27 protein-coding genes and 4 pseudogenes are annotated in these 25805 nt (G+C 63.4%); 20 read left to right on the top strand and 11 right to left on the bottom strand.

Annotated features, from left to right (window positions below; all coding sequences use genetic code 11):
• Nucleotides 1-16 precede the first annotated feature (16 nt).
• The 4 genes from MJ603_RS15005 to MJ603_RS14990 all read right to left on the bottom strand — a co-directional run bounded on the left by MJ603_RS15005 (nt 17) and on the right by MJ603_RS14990 (nt 3532).
• The gene (locus tag MJ603_RS15005) at nt 17-1633 is read right to left on the bottom strand and encodes a GMC family oxidoreductase (RefSeq protein ID WP_243064544.1); all 1617 of its coding nucleotides are present in this window, start codon (nt 1631-1633) and stop codon (nt 17-19) included.
• Nucleotides 1630-2313, bottom strand: coding sequence for a gluconate 2-dehydrogenase subunit 3 family protein (locus tag MJ603_RS15000; RefSeq protein ID WP_243064543.1), 684 nt, complete (start codon nt 2311-2313; stop codon nt 1630-1632). The genes MJ603_RS15005 and MJ603_RS15000 overlap by 4 nt, the downstream gene beginning before the upstream one ends.
• Nucleotides 2310-2717, bottom strand: a complete 408-nt coding sequence (locus MJ603_RS14995) for a hypothetical protein (protein ID WP_243064568.1) — start codon at nt 2715-2717, stop codon at nt 2310-2312. The genes MJ603_RS15000 and MJ603_RS14995 overlap by 4 nt, the downstream gene beginning before the upstream one ends.
• A 278-nt stretch (nt 2718-2995) precedes the next feature.
• Entirely contained in the window at nt 2996-3532 is a 537-nt protein-coding gene (locus MJ603_RS14990) for a Dps family protein (RefSeq protein ID WP_243064542.1), read from the bottom strand.
• Nucleotides 3533-3813: 281 nt separating this feature from the next.
• Here MJ603_RS14990 and MJ603_RS14985 point away from each other — a divergent pair, with 281 nt between their 5' ends.
• The 8 genes from MJ603_RS14985 (at nt 3814) to MJ603_RS14950 (ending at nt 9257) form a co-directional block, all read left to right on the top strand.
• Complete coding sequence (locus MJ603_RS14985) at nt 3814-4887, top strand: hypothetical protein (protein WP_243064541.1); 1074 nt, start codon at nt 3814-3816, stop codon at nt 4885-4887.
• A complete protein-coding gene (locus MJ603_RS14980) occupies nt 4881-6134 on the top strand; it encodes a bifunctional PIG-L family deacetylase/class I SAM-dependent methyltransferase (protein WP_243064540.1) in 1254 nt (417 codons plus the stop codon). The genes MJ603_RS14985 and MJ603_RS14980 overlap by 7 nt, the downstream gene beginning before the upstream one ends.
• On the top strand, nt 6131-6814 hold the full coding sequence (locus MJ603_RS14975; protein ID WP_243064539.1) for a glycosyltransferase family 2 protein: 684 nt from the start codon (nt 6131-6133) through the stop codon (nt 6812-6814). The genes MJ603_RS14980 and MJ603_RS14975 overlap by 4 nt, the downstream gene beginning before the upstream one ends.
• Before the next feature lie 192 nt (nt 6815-7006).
• Nucleotides 7007-7303 carry a hypothetical protein gene (locus MJ603_RS14970; protein WP_243064538.1) on the top strand — a complete coding sequence of 99 codons (297 nt, stop codon included), beginning with the start codon at nt 7007-7009 and terminating at the stop codon, nt 7301-7303.
• 60 nt (nt 7304-7363) lie between these two features.
• A complete protein-coding gene (locus MJ603_RS14965) occupies nt 7364-7810 on the top strand; it encodes an FHA domain-containing protein (protein ID WP_243064537.1) in 447 nt (148 codons plus the stop codon).
• 62 nt (nt 7811-7872) lie between these two features.
• Nucleotides 7873-8079, top strand: a complete 207-nt coding sequence (locus MJ603_RS14960; RefSeq protein WP_243064536.1) for a hypothetical protein — start codon at nt 7873-7875, stop codon at nt 8077-8079.
• Nucleotides 8080-8100: 21 nt separating this feature from the next.
• On the top strand, nt 8101-8637 hold the full coding sequence (locus MJ603_RS14955; RefSeq protein WP_243064535.1) for a hypothetical protein: 537 nt from the start codon (nt 8101-8103) through the stop codon (nt 8635-8637).
• 320 nt (nt 8638-8957) lie between these two features.
• Complete coding sequence (locus tag MJ603_RS14950) at nt 8958-9257, top strand: hypothetical protein (protein ID WP_243064534.1); 300 nt, start codon at nt 8958-8960, stop codon at nt 9255-9257.
• Nucleotides 9258-9432: 175 nt separating this feature from the next.
• On the opposite strand, the gene MJ603_RS14945 is transcribed toward MJ603_RS14950, so the two are convergent.
• Nucleotides 9433-10140, bottom strand: a complete 708-nt coding sequence (locus MJ603_RS14945) for a hypothetical protein (protein WP_243064533.1) — start codon at nt 10138-10140, stop codon at nt 9433-9435.
• Nucleotides 10141-10216: 76 nt separating this feature from the next.
• Here MJ603_RS14945 and MJ603_RS14940 point away from each other — a divergent pair.
• A pseudogene (locus MJ603_RS14940) lies at nt 10217-11090 on the top strand (IS5 family transposase).
• A 51-nt stretch (nt 11091-11141) separates the two neighbouring features.
• Here MJ603_RS14940 and MJ603_RS14935 read toward each other — a convergent pair.
• Nucleotides 11142-11345: a hypothetical protein gene (locus MJ603_RS14935; protein WP_243064532.1), complete on the bottom strand. Its 204-nt coding sequence runs from the start codon at nt 11343-11345 to the stop codon at nt 11142-11144.
• A 61-nt stretch (nt 11346-11406) separates the two neighbouring features.
• Nucleotides 11407-11553, bottom strand: coding sequence for a hypothetical protein (locus tag MJ603_RS14930; protein ID WP_243064531.1), 147 nt, complete (start codon nt 11551-11553; stop codon nt 11407-11409).
• 114 nt (nt 11554-11667) lie between these two features.
• Between MJ603_RS14930 and MJ603_RS14925 the strand changes: the two are divergent.
• Nucleotides 11668-11814: pseudogene (locus MJ603_RS14925) on the top strand (DUF2277 family protein); the annotation flags it as partial.
• Nucleotides 11815-11835: 21 nt separating this feature from the next.
• On the opposite strand, the gene MJ603_RS14920 reads toward MJ603_RS14925, so the two are convergent.
• Nucleotides 11836-12243 (bottom strand): hypothetical protein, encoded by a 408-nt coding sequence (locus MJ603_RS14920; RefSeq protein ID WP_243064569.1) that lies wholly within the window; start codon nt 12241-12243, stop codon nt 11836-11838.
• A 118-nt stretch (nt 12244-12361) separates the two neighbouring features.
• Nucleotides 12362-12500, bottom strand: a pseudogene (locus MJ603_RS14915) (IS3 family transposase); the annotation flags it as partial.
• Between the two features lie 260 nt (nt 12501-12760).
• Here MJ603_RS14915 and MJ603_RS14910 point away from each other — a divergent pair.
• Together MJ603_RS14910 and MJ603_RS14905 are read left to right on the top strand one after the other, a co-directional pair.
• The gene (locus tag MJ603_RS14910) at nt 12761-13528 is read left to right on the top strand and encodes a glucose 1-dehydrogenase (protein ID WP_243064530.1); all 768 of its coding nucleotides are present in this window, start codon (nt 12761-12763) and stop codon (nt 13526-13528) included.
• Between the two features lie 62 nt (nt 13529-13590).
• Nucleotides 13591-14934: an NAD(P)/FAD-dependent oxidoreductase gene (locus MJ603_RS14905; protein ID WP_243064529.1), complete on the top strand. Its 1344-nt coding sequence runs from the start codon at nt 13591-13593 to the stop codon at nt 14932-14934.
• A gap of 465 nt (nt 14935-15399) precedes the next feature.
• Here MJ603_RS14905 and MJ603_RS14900 read toward each other — a convergent pair whose 3' ends face one another.
• Nucleotides 15400-15723: a hypothetical protein gene (locus MJ603_RS14900; protein ID WP_243064528.1), complete on the bottom strand. Its 324-nt coding sequence runs from the start codon at nt 15721-15723 to the stop codon at nt 15400-15402.
• Nucleotides 15724-16178: 455 nt separating this feature from the next.
• Between MJ603_RS14900 and MJ603_RS14895 the strand changes: the two genes are divergently transcribed.
• On the top strand, nt 16179-17615 hold the full coding sequence (locus MJ603_RS14895; RefSeq protein WP_243064527.1) for an MFS transporter: 1437 nt from the start codon (nt 16179-16181) through the stop codon (nt 17613-17615).
• 1272 nt (nt 17616-18887) lie between these two features.
• On the opposite strand, the gene MJ603_RS14890 is transcribed toward MJ603_RS14895, so the two are convergent.
• Nucleotides 18888-19469, bottom strand: coding sequence for a MarR family winged helix-turn-helix transcriptional regulator (locus MJ603_RS14890; RefSeq protein ID WP_243064526.1), 582 nt, complete (start codon nt 19467-19469; stop codon nt 18888-18890).
• A gap of 107 nt (nt 19470-19576) precedes the next feature.
• On the opposite strand from MJ603_RS14890, the gene idi reads away from it, so the two are divergent.
• The 7 genes and pseudogenes from idi to MJ603_RS14860 all read left to right on the top strand — a co-directional run bounded on the left by idi (nt 19577) and on the right by MJ603_RS14860 (nt 25779).
• Complete coding sequence (gene idi, locus MJ603_RS14885; protein ID WP_243064525.1) at nt 19577-20140, top strand: isopentenyl-diphosphate Delta-isomerase; 564 nt, start codon at nt 19577-19579, stop codon at nt 20138-20140.
• Complete coding sequence (locus tag MJ603_RS14880) at nt 20137-21813, top strand: DHA2 family efflux MFS transporter permease subunit (RefSeq protein ID WP_243064524.1); 1677 nt, start codon at nt 20137-20139, stop codon at nt 21811-21813. The genes idi and MJ603_RS14880 overlap by 4 nt, the downstream gene beginning before the upstream one ends.
• A gap of 86 nt (nt 21814-21899) precedes the next feature.
• A complete protein-coding gene (locus tag MJ603_RS14875) occupies nt 21900-22037 on the top strand; it encodes a hypothetical protein (protein ID WP_243064523.1) in 138 nt (45 codons plus the stop codon).
• Nucleotides 22030-22998: an alpha/beta hydrolase gene (locus MJ603_RS14870; RefSeq protein WP_243064522.1), complete on the top strand. Its 969-nt coding sequence runs from the start codon at nt 22030-22032 to the stop codon at nt 22996-22998. Before MJ603_RS14875 ends, MJ603_RS14870 begins: the two co-directional genes overlap by 8 nt.
• A pseudogene (locus MJ603_RS18880) lies at nt 22995-23081 on the top strand (NAD-dependent epimerase/dehydratase family protein); the annotation flags it as partial. The gene MJ603_RS14870 and the pseudogene MJ603_RS18880, both read left to right, overlap by 4 nt.
• A gap of 67 nt (nt 23082-23148) precedes the next feature.
• Nucleotides 23149-24468: a deoxyribodipyrimidine photo-lyase gene (locus MJ603_RS14865; protein WP_243064521.1), complete on the top strand. Its 1320-nt coding sequence runs from the start codon at nt 23149-23151 to the stop codon at nt 24466-24468.
• 192 nt (nt 24469-24660) lie between these two features.
• Nucleotides 24661-25779: a polyprenyl synthetase family protein gene (locus MJ603_RS14860; protein ID WP_308220606.1), complete on the top strand. Its 1119-nt coding sequence runs from the start codon at nt 24661-24663 to the stop codon at nt 25777-25779.
• Nucleotides 25780-25805 lie beyond the last annotated feature (26 nt).

Below are 25805 nucleotides of genomic sequence, written 5' to 3'. Positions count from 1 at the left end.
CTTCGTCGCGCCGATCTCATCGGCGTGCGAGTCCTTGAGCGGCACGCGCCGCGATGGCCATGATCGTCAGCGCCGGGTTCGCACTGCCCTGGGTGGGCAGTACGCTTCCGTCGGCGACGTAGAGATTGGGCACGGCGAATGTGCGGCAATCGGCGTCCACGACGCCGTGCTCCTCATCTGTCGCCATCCGTGCACCACCTACGAGGTGTGCGTACCGCTTGATCGTGATCACCTCGTCGGCGCCCGCAGCCTTGAGCATGCTCTCCATCACCTGTGTCGCGGCTTCCACCAGCTGCTTGTCGTTGTCGCACTGGCTGTAGGAGAAATGCGCGACAGGGAGGCCGTTGCGATCGGTCTCGTGCGCCAACGTCACCCGGTTGTCGGCCAGCGGAAGAAACTCGCACAGCGCGCCAAAGCACGCCCAGTGCACGTAGTCGCTCATGTAGTTGCGGAACTCCGCCCCCCAGCGGCCCTGGGCCATGACATGCTCCGCCCAAGTGATCGGCAGCGGCGACACGGTCTGAATCGAGAATCCCCGCTTGTACGGCTTAGTCGGATCGGTCTCGTAGAACTCCTCGGTGCTCACCTCGGGCGGTGGCGCCTTGTACATGCGGATCTCTTCGTCGAACCTGCCGGCCGTCTGCGGAGCGCCCTGCACCATGAGGTAGCGGCCGACCTGGTCGAAGTCGTTGCACAGACCGTCGGGAAACCGCGCCGACGCGGAATTCAGCAGCAATCTCGGCGTTTCGATCGAGTACCCCGCGACGATCACGACGGAGGCCCGCTGGAAACGTTCGCGCCCGTCGCGCACGTACCGCACACCCGTGGCACGACCGGTGAAGGCATCCACCTCGATGCCCGTCACCATGCAGTCCGGGCGTACCTCGGCACCGTGCGCGAGGGCATCCGGAATATGCGTGATGAGCGGCGACGCCTTCGCGTTCACCTTGCAGCCCTGCAGACAGAACCCCCTATAGATGCAGTGCGGGCGATTCCCGAAGCGGCCGTTCGTGATGGCGACCGGTCCGACCTTGGCACGGATGCCTGCGCTCTCGGCCCCGCGCAGAAACACCTCGCCGTTGCCGCCGACGGGATGCGGCCGGTAGGGGTAAACGTGTGGGTCGCCCCATGGCCAGTCCTCACCGGCGACCGGCAGCTCCCCCTCGATTCGCTCGTAATACGGCTTCAGGTCGTCGTAGCCGATCGGCCAGTCAGCCCCGACACCGTCGTCGCGCAGGGTGTGGAAGTCGCTGGGGTGGAAACGTGGCGTGTAGCCGGCGTAGTGCACCATCGAGCCCCCCACGCCGCGCCCCGAGTTGTTCGAGCCGAGCGGCACCGGGTCCGCACCACCGATCTCTCGCGGTTCGGTCCAATACAGCTGGTGAGACGCCGCCTCGTCGCTGACCCAGTCATCCTCCGGATCCCAGAACGGCCCGACCTCGAGGACTGCCACTCGCCAGCCGTACCTGGCGAGCCGCTGCAGCATGGTCGAGCCGCCCGCGCCCGCGCCGACGATGACGGCGTCGAGTTCGTCGTCATCGTCGAAGCGACGCATTCCCTCACGCAGCCTCGCGTCGAACGCACCACGCTCCGTGAGCAGCCAGGCCGACTCGTTACGCTCGCGAACGGTCACGCTTCGCCCCTGGACTTGCCAGGGCGAAGCGGGTCGTCATTCGAACGAGCATCCGAAACCTCATACGGCTCCCGCTTGTCGACACCGGGCGCCTTGTAGCCCCGCGGATAAGCAGGACCAGGAAAGCCGATCTCGTTCCAGACCGAAGGATGCGCGTAGAACGCGGTCGCGGCATAACGCGTCCACAAACTCCACACTCGCGCAGGCGGCAGGTCGTGCCAACGGTCGCGGTCGTCGGTACGGACCGTCTCCATCAGCTCACATTGGTCGTCGTGATTGCACTCCGCGAAATCGTGGCCGAAACGATCGTGGGCATCCGAATTCAGTGCCGCGAGGGATGCCCGCCACGCGTCCCCGTCAACCGGCATGGAGTCGTAGTGCCAGCCATCGGTCTGATTCTCCGCCAGGCGCGCGTCGACCATGCGCACCACGTCGACGGTCTCGTCCCCTGGCTCCGCACGCTGCCCGACGAGACGGTCGAGCAGACATTTCGCCGTTGCCTCCTCGAGCTGGGTGAAGAAGCGCACCGCCGGCAAGCCGTGCAGACGCACCTGCATTGCTGCACGAGTGGCGGCATCCCAATGCTTCTGCTGCGACATCACGTCGAACCCCGGAAAACGGCCACCGCCGTCCTCGGATGCCAGCGGGAGCGGACGAGAACGCATGCGTTTGCGCGTCATTTCTCCCTCCGCAGCACAGCGGCCAACATGCCCATCCCGCCGACGAGCGTCACGAGAAGCGGCGCCATCAGCGGCGGACCCATCTCCATGTTGTAGCGGAAGTTCTTCCACCCGCCGGGTTTCTGATGGATGCCCCGCGCATGCAGCCACACACCCTGAATCCCGTTAGCGACAATGATCGCCGCCGCGATAGGCAACGCCGTCTTCGCCAGTCGATGGCTCGCAAAACCAGCGACACCCGCCGCGACACCGATCGGCCCGGTCACCATCGGCGCCCACATCCAAGGACTACCGAAGCTCGCCTTGTCGTGCTCGAAAAAGATCTCGGCCGTCGTGACGGCCGCCCCACCCGCCGTGAGCGCCGAGAGCGTGCGCTCGAACCTGCCGTGCCGCACGTCGTGCACCAACCGGTCGACCCCATAAACGGCCCCGGCTGCCGGATGCCGTTGAAAGTGACCGACCCGACCCAGGCGAGAAGATGCTGTTTGATTCACCCTTGCATTGTCGGAACCTACAGAAGCACGTGTCGAGTACTTGCGTCTCGGCCCTCAGAGTTGTACGGCCAGACTTCAGGCGCGACAGTTCCTGCTATCGGCCACGGAGTCTGGCCAGTTCGAGGTCGTTGCCGCGCGTCGTCGAATTCTTGGGCATCAGAGCCGTCCCGTCTGCGGTGAAACCTTCGTCAGCGCGGCGGCTCCCGGTTCTCCGCGCTGACCATCCAGGAGTACTGTTCGAGCCGCTCGATGATGGCGTGAAGGACGTCTGCGCTAGTGGGGTCCTCGGCGTCGACTTGATCGTGTACGCCACGGATCGTGCCGACGGCTGCGTCCAGGCGGCCAGTCATCAGATCGGCCACTTCTGCGGTGTCCCTTTCACCGTTCGGGTACGCCGGAAGCGTTGTCGTGGCGGCGACCGTGTCGACGCGACCGTCAGGGACCGCATGCAACGCTCTCAGCCGCTCGGCGATCGTGTCGCTGAATAGGCGGGTGGCGTCGACGATCTCATCGAGTTGCAGGTGAAGGTCGCGGAAATTCTTACCCACGACCGACCAATGCGCCTGCTTACCTTGCAACGACAACTCGAGGAGGTCGACGAGTACGGCCTGCAGACTTTTCGTGAGCTGCGCGGATGCCGCGAAGCCCTTCTCCGCGTTCTCGCGCCGCGCGCTGTGGGCGCCGCCGCCGCGCGGCAACGTCGCAGTGTGTCCTTCGTGACTCATGAGCGTCCCTTCGCTTCGATTTCCGGCTCCGTCGAAGACGTGCCGACCTTGTCACTGAACACGGCAGTGACACCGTCGTAAAGCGCTTGCGATCGGCTTGCCTGCGGCGGACAATGCGATCCTGACCGAGAATTCCAAGACCCGAGAGGGTCGGCGGAAAGACATATAGCCAGGACGAGATGTTCGGACAACCCCTGTACGCCTTGGTGGTCGCGCTCTTACGCTGACCTCGCCCGGGGACAGCGGCCGGGTACTCACGAGGACAGGTCTGAGGAGCGGCGATGTCGAAAAATCTCGAGCGAGAGGTGCAGCTTGACGCCGTGTCCGGTCGGCGGCTGAGTTCGGTGGTGGAGCTTCCGGACCAGATCGGGCGGTTCGCCACGGTCGCAGCCGCATCTGGATCGGAAGCAGGAGTCGGAGTGCTCCTGGCGCTGCTCCCGGGAGCCGAAGATGAGGTTCCCCTCCCTGGCGAGGGCGATACTCTCTTGCGCTTCTCGATCATGGCTTCGGTTGCGAGCATCGACGTGACGGCCGCTCGCGTATTGGAGCCGCACCTGGACGCGATAGCCATCCTCGCGGAGGCCGGTGTTCCACGAACCGGGGCGAACACAACGTGGGGCGTGTTCGCCGCTGAATCCGCCACGGGACGCTTGCGGGCAGATCCGGTGGACGACGGCTGGCGCTTGAGCGGCGTGAAGCCGTGGTGTTCGTTGGGTGAGCGGCTGGACGCTGCCCTTGTGACCGCGCACACAGGGGAATCCACGCGTCGCCTCTTCGCCGTCTCGCTGCAGTCCGGCGACGTTCGGTCCGAGCATCACTCCTGGGTTGCTCGGGGACTGAGTGACGTCGACAGCGGACCGTTGCAGTTCAGCAACACCGAAGCCCAGCCCGTCGGTTCTGACGACTGGTATCTGGCACGACCGGGCTTCGAATGGGGTGGGATCGGGGTCGCGGCAACCTGGTGGGGAGGCGCAGTTCCGCTCTGCGACGCAATCGTCACCTCGGTCAGGAGCAAAGGCCCCAACCCACTGCTGGAAAACCGGGTCGGTGCACTGTGGCAATGCATGCATGCTGCACGAGTGATGATCGAGCGAGCCGCCATGCTGATCGACGACGGCGCCCGTTCTCGCGACGAATGGGCCGCGATCGCACATGCCGTGCGCGGGGCGACTGCGGCAGCCGTTGACGAAGTCCTGGATGCGGTGCGCGACATCCTCGGACCGGCAGCGATCTGCACCGACGAAACAATCGCGAGCAGATCAGCCGACCTCGAGATCTACACAGCCCAGTATCACCGCCTGCGCGACCCGGCATCGATTGGCCGTCGAGTCCTTGCCGACAAGGTGTCATGGTGAAGTTCGACCCCCGGACAACGATCACGGATGCGGCGACCTGGGAGTCGCTGCCCGTGTGGGAACGAGTTCCCGAATCAGACCCAGGCACCGTCTGCGGGAGGGGCCTTCTGGTGTGGTCGGCCCACCCGGACGATGAGACTCTCGGAGTTGGCGGCCTGATTGCCGAGGCGCACCAGCGGTCGCTACCGGTGCACATCGTTGCCGCCACGGGTGACGAAGACAGGGTGCGCGAATTGCATGCGGCACTCTCGCGGACGCACCCCGAAGCGACCGTCTCGAGCCTGGGATTGCCCGACGGCAAACTTCACGAACACCAGAGTGTCTTGGCCGACTCCATCGCCTCGATCCTCGACGCCTACCCCGACCGGGTGATCCTGACACCGTGGAGCGAAGACCGGCACGGAGACCATCGCACACTCGGCCAGCTGGTGCGATCGATGGCGCATGACCGCAAACGACGCGTCTTCAGCTACCCGGTGTGGCTGTGGCAATGGGGTGAGCCGGGCGATGTTCCATGGAGGGACCTCATCGCGGTCCCCCTGAGCGAATACGGCAGTCGTCGAAAGGCTGAAGCCCTTGTCGAGTACGCATCGCAGTTGAAGGGCCAAGACCCTGTTCTGAGCGACAAGTTTCTTCAGCACTCACACTCGCCACGCGAAGTCTTGATCGTGGAGCCGACTCCCGCGGACCTGCATTTCGAACATCTTCACGCGACCCGCGCCGATCCCTGGAATGTGGAAAACAGCTGGTACGAGAGACGTAAGCGACGACTGTTGGTGGCGACGTTACCGCGCGATCGGTACCGGAGCATTCTCGAGCTCGGGTGTTCCACAGGGGTGACCACTCGTGCTCTCGCAAAGCGGGCCGACGTGCTGCTCGCCATCGACGGTTCATTCTCGGCAGTGAGCGCGGCACGCGACCGCACGAGATTCCTGTCGAACACGAGAGTTGAACGGATGCGTCTCCCGCTCCAATGGCCCGAAGGGCACTACGACCTCGTCGTGGTCTCCGAACTGGGGTACTACCTCGACAGTGTGGATTGGCAAGCGCTCTGCACGTGCATGCTCGCCTCGCTTGAACCGGACGGAGAAGTCCTCGCGTGCCACTGGAACGGAATGGCTCCTGACTTTCTGCAGTCCGGTGAACGTGCGCACCAGCTTCTGGCCGAGGCTGTCGGGCACGCCGCTGACATTCGGCATCATGACGACGAGTTTGTGATCGAACTCTTCAGGAAGAAGGCCGCATGAGTACCTGCGGACGATTCGTCGTCGTGATCCCGGCTCACAACGAACAGGACACCCTCGACGATTGCCTGGCGTCGGTGACGAGCGCTGCGCACGCCCTCAGGGAGGCATCGGTCGACATCGTGCTCGTTCTGGACGACTGTGACGACGGGTCAGCTGAAATTGCCCGTCGGCACTCGGAGATCGAGGTTCTGACCATCACGGCTGCCAGGGTCGGCGCCGCTCGCGCCGCGGGAGCCACTTATGCCCTGGTCGGTTGCTCGCCAGACGATCTCACGCGCACGTGGCTGGCGACAACGGATGCCGACTCCGTCGTCCCCGTCGGATGGCTCGTACATCATCAACGCATCGCGCACGCGGGAGCCGACGCTCTGATCGGTGCCGTCGTGCCGCGACTAGACGAGCTCGACCCGGTTCGCGCCGGACGCTGGCGAGCATCTCACCCGCCGGGCGCCACGCTTGGGCATGTCCACGGCGCGAACCTGGGAGTTCGGGCCTCTGCATATCGCGCAGCAGGCGGATTCCCTTCCATTGGGGAGGACGAGGACGTCGATCTCGTGCGCGCACTGCGAGCGGCAGATGCCAGCATCACGGAAACAGAGGACGCCCCCGTCGTCACCTCCGCACGACTGAAAGGTCGAGCACCGCACGGCTACGCCGACTACCTCGCCGCGCTCGCATGACTCGAGTCTCCGACTCGAGCAGGCTCGCCGGCGTTCATCGCGCGAAGCCAGAATCACGATCAGCCTTCGAATGCAACCCGGTGCTTTCTCGATTGGAGCGCGGTAGCAATGACCTATCGCGCCTTCGCTTCTTGACTGGACGAGCGCGGTACCGAGACGAAAGTGAACCCAACCCGAGCGAGGACGGTACTCATGGACGATGCAGCTGGAGACATCAGGCAAGACGCACTGAACTCCGTGGCCGAGCGAGTCCACGACGAAGCGAACAAGGCCGCCTCTGCCGCCGATTCCAACGTGGACAACTCCGCTGAGTCCTGGCGGCAGGGGGCGCCCGACGACGTTCACGCAGTCGTCCAGCCGGTGGGTGATGTCGGTGATCGGGCGACGGTCGCCGTGAACCGACTTCCTCGATGGGTTGTCCCCGTCGTGGCCATGGTCGCCGCGGGTTTGGGCTTCGCCGCAGGCGTGATCAGTTCGAGACGCAGATAGCTCGGCCTCAGATGTCGAAGTGATTGAGAAGCTTCCGAGCAGACTCCCGAAGGAGAGACCATGACGTCGCACGATCCCGTGCATCCAACGACGACTCACTCGACATGGGGTGCCGGGCGTCCACGTCTGCTGGTGTCCGGGCCGAACGAACGATTCGAATTCGAATTGAGTGCTGACATCGTCAAAATCGGCACAGCACCGGACGCGGAGCTCAATCTCGCCGGTACGAAAGCGTTGCACGCCGAGGTCCGCCACGAAGCCGACGATGAATACGTTTTGTTCGTACACGGCAGCGCCGAGACCGAGGTAGAGCCCATCCCCTTGAGCCCCGGCGATGACGGCGCGGTAGTACTCCGCACGGGATCTCATTTCGCCTTCGGAGACTGGTCGCTGGTGTTTCAGCGCGACGAATTCGCCGATCATGGAAGGCCGTACGGCGGCAGAGAGGGTGGCGAGAGCGACGTGCAGCGGAAGCAGCCACCCCGACCGGACTATCGCAAGCAGTAAGGCGATGTCTCACCGCCACCCGCGCCAGGGCCACTGACTCACAAACATCTAAGAGGTAAAGCATGAAGAAGTTCCTCATTGTCGTAGGTATCGTCGTCGCGGTCGCGGCGGGCTATGTCGTGGGCACGAAGGCCGGCCACGGTCGTTATCAAGAAATTGCTGCCGCCGCGAACTCGGTCTGGAAAGACCCTGCCGTCAAGAAGGCACTGACGAAGGCGAAGAAGAGAGCGAGGAAGTCCCTTGACCGTGCAACCAACAAGTTGCAATGAGCAAGCTGGGCAAGGCACACAATGGCTGAAGCGGCATCGCACGCGAGTTCGTCGACCGAACGCGCGTTGATCAGTGCCACCTTCGACGACGAAGAAACCTCCCGCCGCGTATTCGAACGCATTGGGGAGCTGCATCGCGCGGCGCTTCTGAATCTGACTGGCCTCGTCTGGATCGAGGTGGCCAGGGACGGCCACCTCGACATGACGACGGCGCCGCACGACAACACAGCACCCGAGCGCGAAACGGATGCCGCGACCTTCGCCCAGATTCTTGGCTCGTTGCTCACCACCCCCTTGCTAGGCTCCGCGGTCAGCGGAACCGTCGAAGCCGTCGTCGACCGCATCGCAGAAGACGACGACACCCCCGAGGAGGAGCTACGCAAGCAGGCAGCTCGCATCCTCTCGCCAGGCAAATGGGCGGTCGTCGCCTACGCTTCCCAGGTCGCCGAGGCTGCAATACGCACCGATCTACACGATGACGTCCCCGAGCTCATGGTGCGGGTGATTGGCGCCTCTGCCGCGGCCGGACTCGCAGACGATGCAGGCGTCTCACCTTGAACCTGCCCTAAAGACTCGTGACTAAAGGGATCGTCCTGCTGATCATCGCCCCGATCGTCTTCTTGATCCGCTTGCTCACCGGGCGAAAGCGCGTCTAGAGCTACCCGATCGGTCGGAACCACTGTCACGGGGTGCGGACATCGATCTCACGTCGTGCGGCGTGCTGCATGGCATGGGTGGAATCCATGCTGCCCCACCCCGGGGACGCCCTGGAGCGGTTATTGACGGCTCCCACGGATAGCGGCTGTCACATCGTTGGCAGATATGCCAAGCATGTCAACGGGATGTCGTGAGTGGTCGCTGTCGCATAGCTTCGAGGCATGGAAGAAAGAAGAGATCGCACTCGGTCGAATATCGACGGGCTACCGACAAGGACCGTCGCCCAGGTCATTCACTATGGGAAGCGGAGATTCATCCTCGATCAGGGGCTGGGCAACGAGACGCTCACTCGGATTCGAGACCTGTTGCGCGGGGGCGCGAGCGACATTGTCGCTGTTGCGCACAAAGACGGTCTGAGTTGGCTCGTCATTGGCCCGGGCGTACCCCTGACCATTGACGAAATAGCTCCCGAAGAAGATCAGAGCGATCACAAGGCGCTCAAACAACTCGGTCTCGCATAGGGCGTGTTGCTAAACCCTGTTTGCACCCCGGTGGAGGGGAGCGGCGAGGCAGCGGGCGGAGTGGTAGTTGCGGGCGATTTTGTCGGATCGCATCGCGGTGCCGCGCCACTGATTATGCTCACCTCGACATTGCGGACCCCGTTCGGTAACTACAGATTGGCAGTTATGTGTGCGCTCAGCCTTCCGCGCGGGCGGATCTGTCCCGACGGCTGAAGAGCAGCGTGATGCTTACCAACGCGAGCCAGGCTGGAAAGAGAAAGTCGAGTGGACCCGCAAACGCGCCAGTGATGACGAGCAACACACCAAGCACGAATCCGACAAGGGCAAGCCATCTCGGAAGTGCTCCGAAGCGCAGGCCGAGGTTCGACGTCGCAGCCATGAACACGCCGGCGAACCTGGACGCACCGATCCCCCGGAGCCCGTGCCAGAGGCCGTGCGCGAGCGCAACAGTCGAATCGCTGAGGCTCTCCTCGCCGCCAAACTGAACGACCAAGGTCGGAGCGGCCGCGCACACCGCAGCAGTCGTCGCGAGGATTGCGAACACGAGGCCACTGCCGAGAAAGACGGTCGCATAGAACTGGTCTTCGCGCTCAGCAAGCCGTCGACGAATCACCGCCATGAACCACAAGAACCCGACCATGCCGACCACGCCCAAGTCCAGCCCAAATTCCACCAGCGAGCGATTGCGCGCATCACCGTGCCAACTGAGATCAGGACCGGCTGTGCCCACGCCCGGCTGGCGTTCGATCAGATACATCGACGCCGTCATCAGCGCCGCAGCAGCAAGACCCTCAAGAGCCGCCCCCACGTGAGACAGTGACTGACGAGCCCTGCCGAGGGCACGAAAAAGGCCACTTCCGGCTAACCCACGGCCCTCGGCCATGCCGCCTACGCTACTAGAGCGTGTCGCTAACCCATCCGAGTGTTCGTCGGCGACTCTTGAAGGCGCGTCTCGCGATGTGATCTCCGATGAGGTGTGGGCCGTGATCGGCCCGGTGTTCCCGACTGCGGCGACGGGGCGCCCGCCGGTGGATCGACGCCTGGTCGTGGAAGCAACCGCCTGGCATTACCGAACCAGTGCGCCGTGGCGGGATACACCCGAACGGTTCGGGAACTGGAACATCGTCTACAAGAACTTCGACCGATGGTCCAAAGCCGGAGTGTGGGCGGGTGTCCTTGAGCACGCCCAGTCCCTCGCGATGGCGAACGAGGACCTGAACTGGGTAGTCTCGATCGACTCGACGATCGTTCGGGTCCACCAGCATGGCGCGACCCTTCCGCGCACACGGGGGCTCGAGCGAACTACAGGAAATTCGGCCTCGAACCTCCTGATCACGCGATCGGCCGCTCCCGCGGCGGGCTGACGAGCAAGACGCACTTGGTCTGCGACGGCAAGGGGCGAGCATTGGCGCTCGTCATCACGAGTGGGCAAGTCGCCGATACGTCGATGCTGACCGAGACCCTCTCCCAGATCCGCGTCCCCGCATCATTGGCAGGCCGCGCACCCGGCCCGACCGGGTCCTCGCCGACAAGGGCTACCCATCCAAGGCGAACCGGACCTGGCTACGCGGACGCGGCGTCGCTGCGACGATCCCCGAACGCGCCGACCAGATCGCCCACCATCGCAAACGCCCTGGGCGGCCGATCGACTTCGGCCCCGAACAACGACAGCGCTACCGCGGTCGCAACGTCGTCGAACGCTCTTTCAACAAGCTCAAGCAGTGGCGCAGCATTGCGATGCGATCCGACAAGACCGCCCGCAACTACCACTCCGCCCTTTGCCTCGCCACAGCCCTCCACTGGATGCAAACAGGGTTTAGCAACACCGCCTAGAGGAAGAAGGTATAGCACCACGGGCTTCTACGGCGAACTGATAGACGTCGACTATCCCGACGGATTGTCGATGGGTGTCCCGGACGCGTCGGTGTCGTGTTCCCGGTCGACCTCGTCCGGGTCAACCACCCGGTCGTCCGTACCGACATTGCCGTCCGGTGAGACGCCGCCCGATGCGGTGTCTTCGTGGTCTGTTTCGGATCTTGATCCGTCTGGGATGTTCTCAGCATCAGGATGCTTCTCGACATTGGTCATGGCAGAAAAGTACGTCCGGCGCCTGATTTTTCCCACGCCTTGACAAGTGCTGTGGTCGGCTTCACGATGCCCTGCCTGTGGCTATGTCAACCTCAGACGGCGCCACCATGACGGCTACATTCGGCCCGCCTCGGTGCGTGATCGTGCCTTCGGTCGAGCCGTAGCCGTCGAGGCTGGAGAAGAAGTCGACAGTCAAGGTTGCGCTCATGGGTGTTCTCTTCTTCTTGACACCTCAGGAGGCGCCTTCACTACTGCGTCGAACGCGACCGCCCCGATTCGACACGACCCGGGAAATTCTTCTCGGTGATCTACCGTCGGCGGCATGGGTCGCGGCATCCGCTGCCTTCACAAGTCCGGGCCACCGACGACCGAACCGGAAGTACGCGAGGCCGCACTGCAGGTCCGTAAGGTCAGCGGTTCGGGATGCCCCTCCCGCGCGAACGCCGAAGCGTTCGACCGCGCGATCGACGCGACCTCTCGGATCCTGGAGCTACGAGCGGCGTTTCTGCTGTCGGGGTGTCGTCGAGGGCACCGTCCGGTCGGCGGTTTCTTGCATTCGCTCATGTTTTTCCGCCGGCGTGCTTGCCGCGATGATCTGTTCCGCTTCTTCCTCAGTCATCACGATCATGCCGCGAGTGCCGTGAGCGGACATTGCGAGAGCCGCCAACCAATTGCGGTTCAGTGCCGGAGGCTTGTCCGTCGCATAGCGGAACTCCAGCGGGATAGCCGAGGAGAGCCACAGGCTCACCCTGCCCGAACCTGTCGACGCCGGGTCGGTCCAGCTGAGCAGAAAGCACTCCTGGAGCCGAAGCTTCTGAGTGATCGCGATCTTCAGATGAGCGAGCGCTCGGTCATCGAAGCGGTAACGGGCCGAACCGGCGTAGATGAGGTCCCCCATGGAACCATGATGCACCCGCACAAGCGGACTGAAACGGGTCTGTTGCATGGATGGGTGACAGTTTTGGTTAGGCCGCGAGGGCCGAGGTTTGGTTCATGATGGTTTCGAACTCGATGGAACGCCGGTTCAGGACGTTTCTTCTGCAGCAGAGCGAAGAAGGCCTCCATGGCCGCGTTGTCACCGCACGACGCGACTCTGCCCATCGATCCGACCATCCGGTGATGGCGGAATTCGCGCAGGAACTTCCGGCTGCGGAATTAGCCGTATTCAACCGGTCGTCGCAAACGGTTGTTTGTGAGGTCGATCACAGTTGGCCTTCGAGGGCCTCGGCAGGGGTGCGCCAGTCGAGGATCTCTCTCGGGCGTTTGTTTACTGCCGCGCTGCCAAGGACTACTCCTCGAACAGCAAACCGGGAGAAAAACCCTTACCACGCTTCGGACGTACGCGCACCCGATTGCGGCAATCATTTGGAGACGCTCAACTGCGTCACGAATGACCATCAGATGGAGGGGATCACATGCAGCTCAGCGGTAAGACGGCCATCGTCACCGGCGGCAACAGCGGTATCGGTGAGGCGATCGCGCGCACGCTCGCAGAGTCTGGCGCTGCCGTAGTGATCGACTACGTAGCCAGACCTGCCGATACCGCCGACCTGGTGAAGGACATCACAGCAGCGGGCGGTACAGCCGTGGGCGTCGAGGCAGACGTCTCGCGCACCGACGGCATCCAGTCGCTCATCGACGCTGCCGTGCGGGAATTCGGCGGGCTCGACGTCATGGTCAACAATGCCGGTATCGAGAAGCGTCAGAGCCTGCTCGAGACTGATGAGGAGAGCTTCGAGACTGTCATTGCCGTCGATCTCAAGAGCGCGTTCTTCGGAACCCAGCTCGCCGCTAAACAATTCATCGGCCAGGGTCGCGGCGGCGTCGTGGTGAACGTATCGTCGGTGCACGAGGACTGGCCGATGCCCGGAAACATCGCATACTGCGTCGCGAAGGGCGGCATGCGGATGCTCACCCGCACCGCCGGAGTCGAGCTTGGACCCCAGAACGTGCGCGTCGTCAACGTGGCGCCCGGAGCCGTCGCCACTCCGATCAACACGAAAACTCTCGAGGACCCAGAGCAACGCAAGAAGCTCGAGGACGCCATTCCGTTGCGCAAAGTCGCCGATCCGTCGGCCATCGCGGATGCGGTGCTCTTCGTCGCCTCCGACGCCGGCCACTACCTCACGGCCACCACGGTGTTCGTCGACGGCGGCATCATGCAGGCGAGCGTGGGCCTGTAACCATGACACGCATCCAAGACCGCCTGCCGTTAGGGATCCAGAACTCACGGAGGGCATGACTAATGAAAACCCCCATCCACATCGTCATCCTCGGTGGCGGCTACGCCGGCTTCCACGTCGCGAAGAGCCTGCGCAAGGATGTCCTCGCTGGTCGCGTTCGTGTGACGGTTGTGGAGCCGCAGCCCTACCTCACCTACAAGCCCCTTCTCCCGGAGGTCGCCGGCGGCGAGACCGACCCACGAGATGCGACGGTCACGCTCCAGCGGCCGCTGCGCCACGCGAACCTCATCTCGGGCGAAGCGCTCTCGGCCGACTGCGAAACGCGCACGGTCGTCATTCGCACCGAAGACGGGGTCGAACGGCCAATGTCTTACGACCACGTCGTGTTCGCTCTCGGGTCCATCACGAAAGCACTCCCCATTCCCGGCCTTGAAGATTTCGCCGTGGGGTTCAACACACTGGAAGAGGCTGTATACCTGCGAAATCAGGTACTCGACCGCATCCGCTTCGCCGCGACCGCTGCAGACGCGAACCGACGCAAACGCGCGCTCACGTTCGTCTTCGTCGGCGGCGGCTACACCGGCGTCGAGGCGATAGCCGAGCTGCAGGAACTGGCAAGGCAGGAGCACGCCACATTCCCCGAGCTCGCCGACGAGCCCATGACTTGGCTTCTCGTGGAATCGGCCGACCGCATCGCTGCCGAACTCAGCAAAGACCTGTCCCAGTGGACGTTGGACACCCTGCGCAGCCGCGGCATCACAGTAGCCCTCAACACTGAGGTGAAGTCATGCGAAGACGGCGTCGTTGAGCTAAGCGATACGCGAAAGTATCCTGCTGACTCGATCGTCTGGTCGGCCGGAGTCGCACCCAACCCGGTGCTGGACAACATGAAGGTCCCGAAGGGAGCTAAAGGGCACGTCCAAGCGAACGCATGCCTCCAGCTGGTCCGTGACGACGGCACCGTCGTCACGGGTGGATGGGCGCTTGGCGATAACGCCCAAGTGCCGCAACCTCGTTCCGGCGCCGAACCATCGTACTATCCGCCGAATGCGCAGAACGCGTTGCGCCAAGCACGCCTGCTTGCGGGGAACCTCCGTCGGCAATTGAACGGCGAGTCCCTGCTCGAATACCGTCACGAGTCGCTCGGCACGCTCGCAAGCTATGGCGGGCGTGAGGGCGCTGCCGTGATCAAGGGCGTCCACCTGAGCGGCATGCCGGCCTGGGCCGTCGACAAGGTTTACCACGCAATCGCAATCCCAACCCTGAGCAAGCGCATCCGACTGGTTCTCGGCTGGCTCGCCAACGCTCTCACCCGCCGCGACCTCGCTTCAACCTCCGCCGTCCGCACACCACGCCGACCGTTCCAACAAGCGATGGCCGCCGCCCGAGCTCACGCGCACCACTGAAGGGTCGTACTTGTCACCGAATCCTTCGGCCGTTCCGCATGTCAGTCATCAGGCTCCGGGCTGCGTGATTCGGCCACTCTTTCGTTTCCAGGTGCGCCCACTGCGACTCGCGTGACGAAAGTGTGGTCGCCTAGCGAGCGCGTCTTGGTGCCAGATCACTGCGCATGCCCACCCGCCTTGAGCACGGTCCATTGGGAAGCTGCGGCGAAGACGGATTCAGGGCACACCTCTCGCCCCAATTTCCGTTGAAATCTTGGTTGTTCGAGGCTCGTGGCAAAGCCGCCCAGACGGATGTTTCATTCATAGCCGTTGAATAGTGCCCAATCGTACGGTGCGACCGGCACCCGAAACCGGTCGCACCGCGGAGCGGCCCCATCGGCCCAGCGGCAAACAATCTGAGAACGCCTCATCACTCTCGCCCTACGAAGCATCACACCCGTCATTCGCTGATGCAAACGGGTCTGCCTAATTCACGCCGGCGATGGTGATCCAGTGCAGGTTGAGCACGATCCAGAGGGCGATCAGGACGAGTGCGACGACCGCGATCGTCACGTTGAGTCTGCCGACGATCATCGCTACCACGAGCACGATGAGCAGCACGATCGCGAGCGTGAGGGAGCCGAACGGTACTCCAGGAATGAAGAGTGAAAGCAGGAACAGCGCCGCGACGATGATCTCCACGATCGCGAGCACGGAAGTGCCGCGACCTCGCGCACGCCGGATTCCGTCGATCACGCCCAGGACTCCGGCGATAATCGCGATGATGAGCAGCCAAGACAGGGTGAACATGTCCGCCTTTCGGTAAAGTCCCGCCGCGGCTGTCGCGGACGGGCGCCTCGGACCCAATACGGAGGTGCCGTCGGCCTCGCCAGGTTAGCGATGAGACCGACCAGTCGAGAATCGTTTCTCGGGCCCCTTGCGCACCTGCATCTCGATCAGCTAAAAGCCGGGCGTTCGATCGCGGACAGGGACTATCCTGCGTCTCGCTGTCTGTTCTTCAGCCCGCGGGCATGAAAGCGGGATAGTTCAGAGCCACAGAGACGCGCTGTCCTTTTTCGTGTGTGAGAAGGCGAACCTGTTCTGCGGTGAAACGGTCCCGATCGAATTGCGAGGCGAGGTCGCGTCGAGAATGCCGTCGATTTGACACGAAGCTCGCTGCCGCATACGGTTTCCATCCGTAAGGTGCAGCGGTCCTCTTCAAAGTCGATCGCGTCGGGAATTCCGGCCGGCATGGCGACCCAAGAGTGGCGTCGTCTAATTCTCTAGAAGTTAGAGAGTGCTTTGCCATGCCTGAAAGAATCCTTACCTCCACCGCGCGTTGGTGGGTCTTCGCGGCAATCCTTACCGCAGACGTGCTCGATCTGTTGAGCACTACGGTCACGAACATTGCCGCCCCGTCGATCGTTACGCAGTTGCATGCGCCACAATCACTGGCTCCGTGGCTCGGGTCCAGCTACGCACTGGCACTCGGCTCGATCCTGGTGATCGGTGGTCGATTCGGGGACAAATACGGCTACCGCCGGCTATTCCTGATCGGCCTTGTCGGGTTCACCGCGGCGTCACTGCTCTGCGCCCTGGCGTGGGATCCGGTGAGTATCGTCACCGCTCGCGTCGTGCAGGGCGCGTTTGGCGCACTGCTGATCCCGCAAGGATTCAGCATCCTCATCCGCGTGTTTCCCCGCGAGCATTTAGGTCGGGTTTTCGGTCTTTTCGGACCGATCATGGGTCTGAGTTCCATCAGCGGTCCGGTGTTGGCTGGGCTGCTCATCCAGGCCGATCCGTTGGGGCTGGGGTGGCGCTCAGTGTTCTTCATCAACGTGCTGCTGGGCATCACGTTGATGATCGTCAGCCTCACACTGCTGCCCCGGTACGAGGGTCGGCCGAGCATTCGTATCGACGCCGTCGCTGCAGGACTGCTGATGGCGGGAACGCTTGCCGTGCTCGGTGGAATAATCCAGGGAGCAAACGGCGGCTGGAGCGCTCTACCAGTCGGAGCTATCGCCGTCGGTGCGGTGCTGCTCGCCGTCTTCGTCGTGCATCAGCGACGCAGCACCAACCCTCTGCTTGCCCCCGCGCTGTTTCGAAACCGGAGCTTCGTCGCCGGCCTGATCGTCGGTGCCGTGTTCTTCGCCGCGGTCGCGGGACTTCTCTACGTCACATCCCTGTACCTGCAAGAAGGCCACCACCTCAGTCCCCTTGAGGCGGCAGGAACGATGGCCCCAATGTCGGTCGGGATCATCGTGGCATCGTTCTCAATGCGCGGTCTGATTGACCGCCTTGGTCGCCGACTTGTCGCGCTCGGACTTGCGCTCGTCGGGTTGGGAACGATCAGCTATCTGATTCTGGTGATGACGATCCCGGACACCACATGGCTACTGGTGTTCCCCCTGCTCGTCTGCGGCCTGGGCATGGGCTGTTGTTTCGGCTCGATATTCGCCGTGGCACTTGGAGACGTCGACGAGGAGCAGGCGGGCAGCGCCAGTGGGACCTTGAACGCTGTGCAGCAAGTGGCCAACTCCGTCGGATCAGCTGTCGTATCGACCGTCTTCCTGGCCACCATCACCATGGGTGTGCAGCACGCCGCGTCAACGAGCCTCATCTTCGTGCTCGTGGCAATCGTGCTCTGCGCCTGCTGTCTTCCTCTACTACCCCAAAAGGCCACGGCCGACAACTGGGGATGACCAACACCGCGGAACCTCTCGGTCGTCGGCTCGTCCCAACGGAGGGAAACCCACCGGGCAACCCGCTCAGGTGCGAGAAGCAGCGGTGGATAGGAAGGCGTTCCACTATCGCTACCTGCCGCAGTGATCTCCGGCCGGCCGGGCAACTCAGCAACCTAGTCGAGCCGCAGTGCGGGTGGCTCGCCCTCCGTCGCGTAAGCCGGTCCCGCACCGTGCTTTGGCTGCTGGCACCAACTGAGCCGCGCGCAGCGACCTCCACCAGACGTTGCTGAACAGGGGCGTTACCGCCAGTCAAGACTTACCGATCCTGACGCCTGGCAACGAACGCCCGCCCACGGTTGGTGGGGGCGCTTTTGCCTTTGAGGGTTACCTGAGTCGATCCTGCGCCACCCTTCACAGCTCCCAGAGGTTGCCGCTCGACAATAGGTATCAGGTCGTTGCAGCCACCCGAAGACTGCGAATCACCTTGGTTGTGTCGGGACCCGAACCGGTCACAACCTGCTCGCCCCGCCCGCCTCACTCGAGGTCGGGCGGGGCGCTTTCGTTGTGCGCTGACTGTGGGGTGCGGGGCCCTGACCCATCCCGTCACGGGCCCCGCGCACCGGCTTGTGGGGATGTAGGTCGCCTCCCTAGAGAACCGGCCCTTTGCCTTTCGAGCCGAGTCCTCCTGGAGTGCGTCCCAGCCGGATGACATCACGTTATTCAGCGACAGGTATTGGCCGGCACCCCTTGACATTTCGCCATACTGTCGATCGGCATGGTTGTCGCGTTCACGCGTTTCGGCTGGGGCCATGCGCGGGCGATTGGCGATGAATGAGGAAGTCGACCCGCTGATCAAGGAGTACGTCTCGGCCGGCGGCGATGGCTTCCGGGACTGGCGGCCCGGCTACTCCTACGCGCGGACTGATCCAGTCGCGATCGTGCGAGAGCGCGTCGACCACGACAGCGGCAAGGTGCGTCACACAGTCGACCCAGCACTGTGGAACGTCCACCGTCGTTCATGCGCCACTCGAGGCGTCCGAACTTCAACGTCCGCATCGAGACCGTCACCTCGAACCGTCTCTGGAAGGGTGCGTTCGCACCCAAGGACTGTTGCCAGGCCTCCAAGATAAGCGGAGACGCAATGAACTCGCGGGGACAAGCCACGATCGGGGTGGTGGATCAGACCGGCCGGGCCGTCTCAAGCTGCTCATGCGACTGAGACGCTGGCATATACGGCTCTTCTGCAGTTCCTGCGTGAGTTGTATCGGGCGACTATTGTCTCCGGCAATGTCAGGGTTGCTCGTCAGGGCGCTGCGTTTGCTGGCGAGTGGGCTTTTCTGGTGCCGTGGCAACCATCTTCTCGAGAAACCGGATTACGGTCTCACGCTCGGATGATGTGAGTGATGCGGCGACGTCGAACCGGTGGGAGTGCAAGCGCCCTACTCCGTCCCTTACGCGCTCGTGCGTTTTTTGTGTGATGGAGATAGCCAAGGCCCGACGATCGGTGGGGTGGGGGGATCGTTGAATGTGTCCTGCGGCTTCCAGGCGGTCCAGGACCTTCGTGGTTGAGGCGGTAGAGATGCGAAGGTGTTCGGCGAGCATTCCCGGCGTGACGAGAATGCCCTGGTTCTTTGAGGCGACAAGGAATCGGAGTGCTTTCATGTCTGTCTCGTTGAGCTTCATGTCGCTTCGTGAGCGGAAGCTAATCTCCTGTTCCGATTCGCGCCAGTTGCGAATGCCGCTCAGCACGCGGACGATCTGCGTGATCTCCGCCTCCGTGAGGCCGGAGTAGTTCACCAGTTCTTGGTCCGGGTCGATCACCCGTGGGTCGAGCATCGCGTCATCGTCCCTACGTTTCTCCTGCGCGTGCATGGCTGAATTGTAAGCCTGAGACTTATTGCTCGCTTTTCTAGTTGTTTGCCAAGCTCGCTAAATGCTGGAATGCTGGGCCAGTGGGAGAGAACGGGGAAGACGATGTCGTGTTGCTGGATGAGACGGGCGAACCCATCGGTGCCGCACCGAAAAGCAGCGTGCACAGCGCCGAAACACCGTTGCACCTGGCGTTCTCGTGCTACGTGCTCGACGGCATAGGCCGGGTCCTCATCGCCCGGCGATCACTGCACAAGCGCACCTGGCCAGGGGTATGGTCCAATTCCTTATGCGGACACCCGCGCCCAGAGGAGTCTTTGGTCGACGCGGTGCGCCGGCACGCGCAGCACGAGCTTGGCCTGGTCCTGGTGAACCTGGAAATCGTCTTGCCGGTGTTCCGGTATCAAGCCATCGACGCCTCCGGAATCATGGAGAACGAAATCTGCCCCGTTTATTTCGCCTTGGCAGCCAGCACAGTTCGGACCAACCTCGACGAGGTGATGGAACACGTCTGGGTCGAACCCTCTGACCTGGGCGAGGCGATACGGCGGACCCCTAGCGTGTTCAGCCCCTGGCTCGTACGGCAAGCAGAAATGATGCCGTTGCTCGGCGGCAGCGGCTCAAGCCGATGGGATGCCGACGATGAGGATGACGAAGGGCTGCGTCTCCGATGACTGATGTCGCGCCTCGCAGGCGTTGGATCAGCCTGGTCTTCATCAGCATCGCCGTCGCCATAATCATCGTCGACTCGACGATCGTGAACGTGGCGATCCCTTCGATCGTGCGGGACCTCAAGATTAGCTCCACCCAGGTTCAATGGGTGCAGGAGAGCTACACCTTGGTCTTCGCCGCCCTGCTCCTGGTCTTCGGTGCAGTTGCGGACCGTTATGGTCGCCGACTCTTGCTACTCCTCGGAGTAAGCGTTTTCGTGCTGGCATCCGTTCTGGCGGCACTAGCGCCCACCGGCGACCTTCTGATCGCCGCCCGTGTCGTGCAGGGCGTGGGCGGTGCAATGGTGTTGCCCACAACCCTTTCGTTGATCAACGCCACGTTCCGCGGCAAGGAGCGGGGCATCGCGTTCGCGGTGTGGGGCTCCACGATCGGCGGGATGGTGGCGGTTGGACCACTGCTCGGAGGATGGCTCACCACCTACTTCTCATGGCGGTGGGCGTTCGGAATCAACGTGCCCCTCGGCATCGCCATCATCATCGGCGTTCTTGCCGTCGTCAAAGAATCCAAGGCGCCAGGACTGGCTCGAAGTGTCGATCTCGGTGGTGCAGTTTTGTCCGTGATCGCCAGCGCCGCACTCGTGTTCGGCCTCATCGAGGGCCGTTCCTATGGCTGGTGGACGACGACGTCGAGTGGCGTTCCCTCACTCGGCGGATGGAGGTGGCCCTTCACCCTCTCTCCCATCCCGATCGCCTTCGCGATTGCGATTCTGTCTGGATTCGCGTTCGTGTGGTGGGGCATGCGCCGGCGTCGCCTCGGCAAGTCGACGCTGCTCGAGTTCTCGCTGTTCTCGATCACCTCGTTCCGCAACGGAAACATCGCCGCGATGATCGTCTCCCTTGGCGAATTCGGCATCGTCCTCTCCCTACCGCTGTGGCTCCAGAACGTGATCGGCTACAACGCACTGCAGACCGGATTCGTGCTACTCGCCTTGGCTGTGGGATCCTTCGTCGCCAGCGGCCTCTCCGGAGTGTTCGGCAACCGCATCACACCGATCACTCTTGTGCGGGTGGGCATCGCGGCCGAAGTCCTCGGCGTGGCAGGACTGGGGTTCACGATCAGCTCCTCCTCGACATGGCTGACCGTCATTCCGTTCCTTTTCGTCTACGGAATCGGGCTGGGTTTCGCGACCGCCCAACTCACCGGTGTGGTTCTCAAGGATGTCCCGGTCGAACTCAGCGGTCAGGGCTCCGGAACTCAGAGCACGGCACGTCAGATCGGTTCAGCGCTCGGCATCGCCATCCTCGGCACCGTTCTCTTCACCTCGAGCGGAGCGGCGCTCAACGCACTCCTGGCCGATCAGACCTCTTTGCCATCAGCGGCACGTCAGCAGGTCTCGGACTCGGTAGTTGTCAGCGCCGGATCTGCGATCCCGGTGCTGAAGCAGAAGAACGAAGAAGTCGGCGACCTCGCGGCAGAAGCATTCAGCGACGGAACGCGCTACGCCGCGTTCACGGCCGCCGGATTTCTCGTCATCGGCCTGGCCGCCACCTTCCGACTCGGCAACAGTAACGCGGCCTCGGGAGAAGACCGAGGGAATGACGCTGACGTATCCGACCGCTCCGACGCGGCGACGGAGACGAACCGGCGACCCAGCGCAGCGAAACACGCCACCTGACCCGCGGACCGGGCACACAGCATCCGATATGCCCGGCCACCGGTTGACGCAGTACAGACAACGATCACCAGAAAGAGACGGCAAGGATGTCCGAACCCAGGTCGAGTACCACCACGAACGTCACCAGGGTGCCGCGCTGGCTGCGAGTCGTGCTGCCGGCGGTTCTCATCGTGGTCTGGCTCGGCCTTGCGGGGTGGGCTCGGAGGAATGACGACCATGACTGAACTTTCCGTCCGCCGGGACGTCGCCGCCTGGATGGGCGTCGTGGTCGCGTCAGGGGGTCTCGTCGTCGTGCTGTGGGTCAGCGTAAGCAGCTGGGACGGTTTGCTACACGCGAACCCGGCCTACCCCGCACTTCTTGCGCTCACGGTCGTGGTCTCTGCCCTTGCGCTGTGGCTCAATCTTCGGCGCCGTGCTCGCCGACGCGGATGGCGGATTGTCGTGCGGTTCGGCGTCGTGATCCTGGGCGTTGGATGGCTGACATTGATCGGGTGGCTTCGACCCTACCCCGCGGTCCAGCCCGCCCTCGCCGCGATGCACTCCGACGCACAGGTTCTCGTGGCCGACACGCCCACCCAGATCGAAATGACACCGCAGGGCACTCACGATGAGGTCGGGGTATTCTTCCAGCCCGGGGCATTGGTCGACGCTCGCGCGTACGCCGCCGTGCTTCGCCCGCTGGCCACGGAAGGGCATCCAGTCGTCATCGCTAAACAACCGTTGGGGATCGCATTCCTGGCGTTGAACGCGTTCGATGCGGCGCGCAATGCACACCCGCAGGTGGCCGGTTGGGTGGTAGGCGGCCATTCCCTGGGTGGAACGGTCGCCGCAATCCAGGCGCACAACGCCCAGCACGACGCCCGTTCGCCCTCGATCGGGCTGCTCTTCTACGCGTCATATCCGGCCAACGACCTGAGCCGCTCACTATCCGTCCCTGTGGAATCCATCTCGGGAACCCGCGACGGGCTGGCGACTCCGCAGAAGATTCAGGCATCCCGCGACGATCTGCCGCCCGACACACGTTTCACGATCCTCGCCGGAGTGTCGCACGCGCAGTTCGGCAGCTACGGCCCGCAACCTGGAGACAATTCCGCCACCATCAGCAACGACCAGGCACGAAAGCTCATCGCCGCGGCGAGCGAGCACTTCATCAACGGGCTTTCCGAGATGGAACAGGGGCGATGATGCGCGTACTGGTCAGAGGTGCTACCGGCTACATCGGGGGGCGGCTCGTACCCGAACTTCTGAACGCCGGGCACGAGGTGCAAGGCGAATCGCCCGTGGACGCAAATCCGTCGCTGACATGATCCGACCGAGCGAGGATGGGAACCTCTCGTGACCAGCCTGGTCTGGATTCGCGACGACCTGCGTCTGGCCGATCACCCCGCTCTATATCAAGCGGCCGCTGACCCGGAAGGACTGATCTGCCTCTACGTCCTCGACGAGGAGACGCCGAGCCTGCGCCGGTCGGGCGGAGCCGCGAGATGGTGGCTGCATCACAGCCTCGCCGCCCTGCGGCAGTCGCTAGCACGCTACGGGGTGCCGCTGACGCTGCGTCGAGGTCGCGCGGAGAGCGTTCTGGGCGATGTGGTGACCGAGGCCGGAGTCGACAGGGTGTTCTGGAACCGGCGTTACGGCGAAGCGGAGCGCACGATCGACGCATCCCTCAAACGATCGCTGAAGGCCGACGGTGTTCAGGTAGATTCCTTCGGCGCGAGCCTGCTGCGTGAACCATGGACTGTCAGTACCAAGACCGGTAGCCCGTACCGGGTCTATTCGGCGTACTGGCGCGCGTGTCGCGAACTGCCGACCCCTCGACTACCTTTTCCGGTGCCCAGCACTTTGGCAGCCGCACCCCGACAGCCCCGATCCGATGACCTCGGCTCCTGGACGTTGCTGCCTCGCCGGCCCGACTGGTCTGGTGGATTTCAGTGGGCACCGGGAGAGGCAGGCGCGATCGCAGCCCTCGCACGGTTTCTCGACGGAGGCGTTGGCGCCTACGCGAAGGGTCGAGACTTCTTCGCAGCAGACGCCACCTCGAACCTGTCACCCCATCTGCGGTGGGGCGAGCTCAGTCCGTTCACGGTATGGCATAGCACGGCAGAGGCCGGGCAAACGGCCAATAAGTTTCTGGCGGAACTCGGGTGGCGCGAATTCGCCTGGTACACCCTCTACCACCACACGGGACTGGTCAGGACGAATATCGACTCCAGATTCGACGCGTTCCCGTGGGACGAGCCGGACCCGGACATCCTCAACGCCTGGCGGACGGGCACCACCGGATTCCCGATCGTGGATGCCGGGATGCGCGAGCTTTGGACGACGGGCAGCATGCACAACAGGGCACGCATGGTCACCGCCTCATTCCTGACGAAAAACCTGTTGTACGACTGGCGAATCGGAGAAAAGTGGTTCTGGGACACCCTGGTCGACGCCGACCAGGCCAGCAGCCCGTTCAACTGGCAATGGGTCGCCGGAAGTGGAATGGACGCCGCACCGTACTTCCGCATCTTCAATCCGCTGACCCAACAGCGCAAATTCGATCCCGACGGCAGGTACGTGCAACGGTGGGCGCCCGACAGCGGCTCCCGAGACCAGATCATCGAGCTTGACGCGAGTCGGAGGAAGGCGTTGAAGGCCTTCCATAGCTTGTGAGGTGTCAGCCTTCCAGACACCCAGCGGAACGGTCATGGCCCGCCGTTCGCATCGCTGGATTGCTTTTCCTCCTACCTTGACCTGGCGTGGTTACCTTACGGTACTATCTTCTAGATAAGCTAGATAGTTGACGAGGAGGCCAATGTTTATGCTGGGTCGTGCGCTGTCGGCACTGCGGCTAGGTCAGGGCTCATGAGTCTCGCCGGGCCCACCATGATGTTGCCTGGCCAACTGGCCGGTGACGTTGAAGCGCGACTGGTCTCCTACTTTGCGGAACAACGAGAGCGAGCCCGCCGCCTCGGTGTACGGTCCCCTGCTTTGGCACCGTTCGAACTGCTGTGGATGGAGGCGAGCCAGTCCGCGCGTGGCGGAAAGAAGCTCCGCCCGGCTCTTGTCGTAGGGGCTTACCGAGCATTGAAGCGTGGACCGGAACGGTTCGGCTCATCGCGCGAGAGCACGGTTGACGAGCATTCCGTCGTGGATGTCGCAGCCGCGTTCGAGTTGCTGCACACCGCCTTCCTGCTGCACGACGACGTCATCGACGGCGACGTTATGCGGCGTGGGCGCCCCAATCTGATTGGGTGCTTCACCACCGAGGCCAGGAACAGCGGCGTGGATGCTGTGACATCGAAGGGGTGGGGCGAAGCGTGCGCGATCCTCGCCGGCGACCTGCTCATCCACGGCGCGCACCGCATGGTGGACAACGCCGGCCTTCCTGAGCATCTGCGAATCGCAGTCCAGGATGCACTCGACGATGCACTGTTCGTCACGGCCGCCGGCGAGCAGGGCGATGTGGGCCTCACGGCGGGAATCATTGATCCCACTTTCGAGAACGCGGTCGCCGTGGCGTCTGCGAAGACAGCCCACTACTCGTTCAGCGAACCGCTGCGTGCCGGAGCGGTCCTTGCGCAGGCCGAACCGGATGTCGTGGCGCTGCTGTCCGACATCGGGGCACTGATCGGCTCGGCATTCCAGTTGCGAGACGACCTTCTCGGGGTCTTCGGGGACGAGGCGACGACGGGCAAGAGTGCCGAGGGCGATCTAGCCAACGGCAAGGTGACCGCGCTGGTGTCGTTCGCTTGCAAGGGTGCGAGCGAGGGCGCCGATTGTTCCGCACGCCGACTGATGGGCGTAGGCGCGGACGACGCGCGAGCGTTGCTGGAAAGGTCGGGCGCGAGAGCCCGAGTTGAGGAACTGATCGAGAGCCACAAGCGGCAAGTGCGGAGGTTGGCCCGTGATCCTCGGCTCCCGGACACAGTGCAGGAACTCCTCGAGGAGTTCCTGCAGCGCGCGACGGAGCGAGAATCATGACGGTCGGCAAGTCAGAGCGCAGACCC

The sequence above is a fragment of the Humibacter sp. RRB41 genome (assembly GCF_022761015.1).
GTDB lineage: Bacteria > Actinomycetota > Actinomycetes > Actinomycetales > Microbacteriaceae > Humibacter.
The sequence above is the reverse complement of the archived record's forward strand: the minus strand, read 5'-3'. Positions and strand labels throughout refer to the sequence as shown.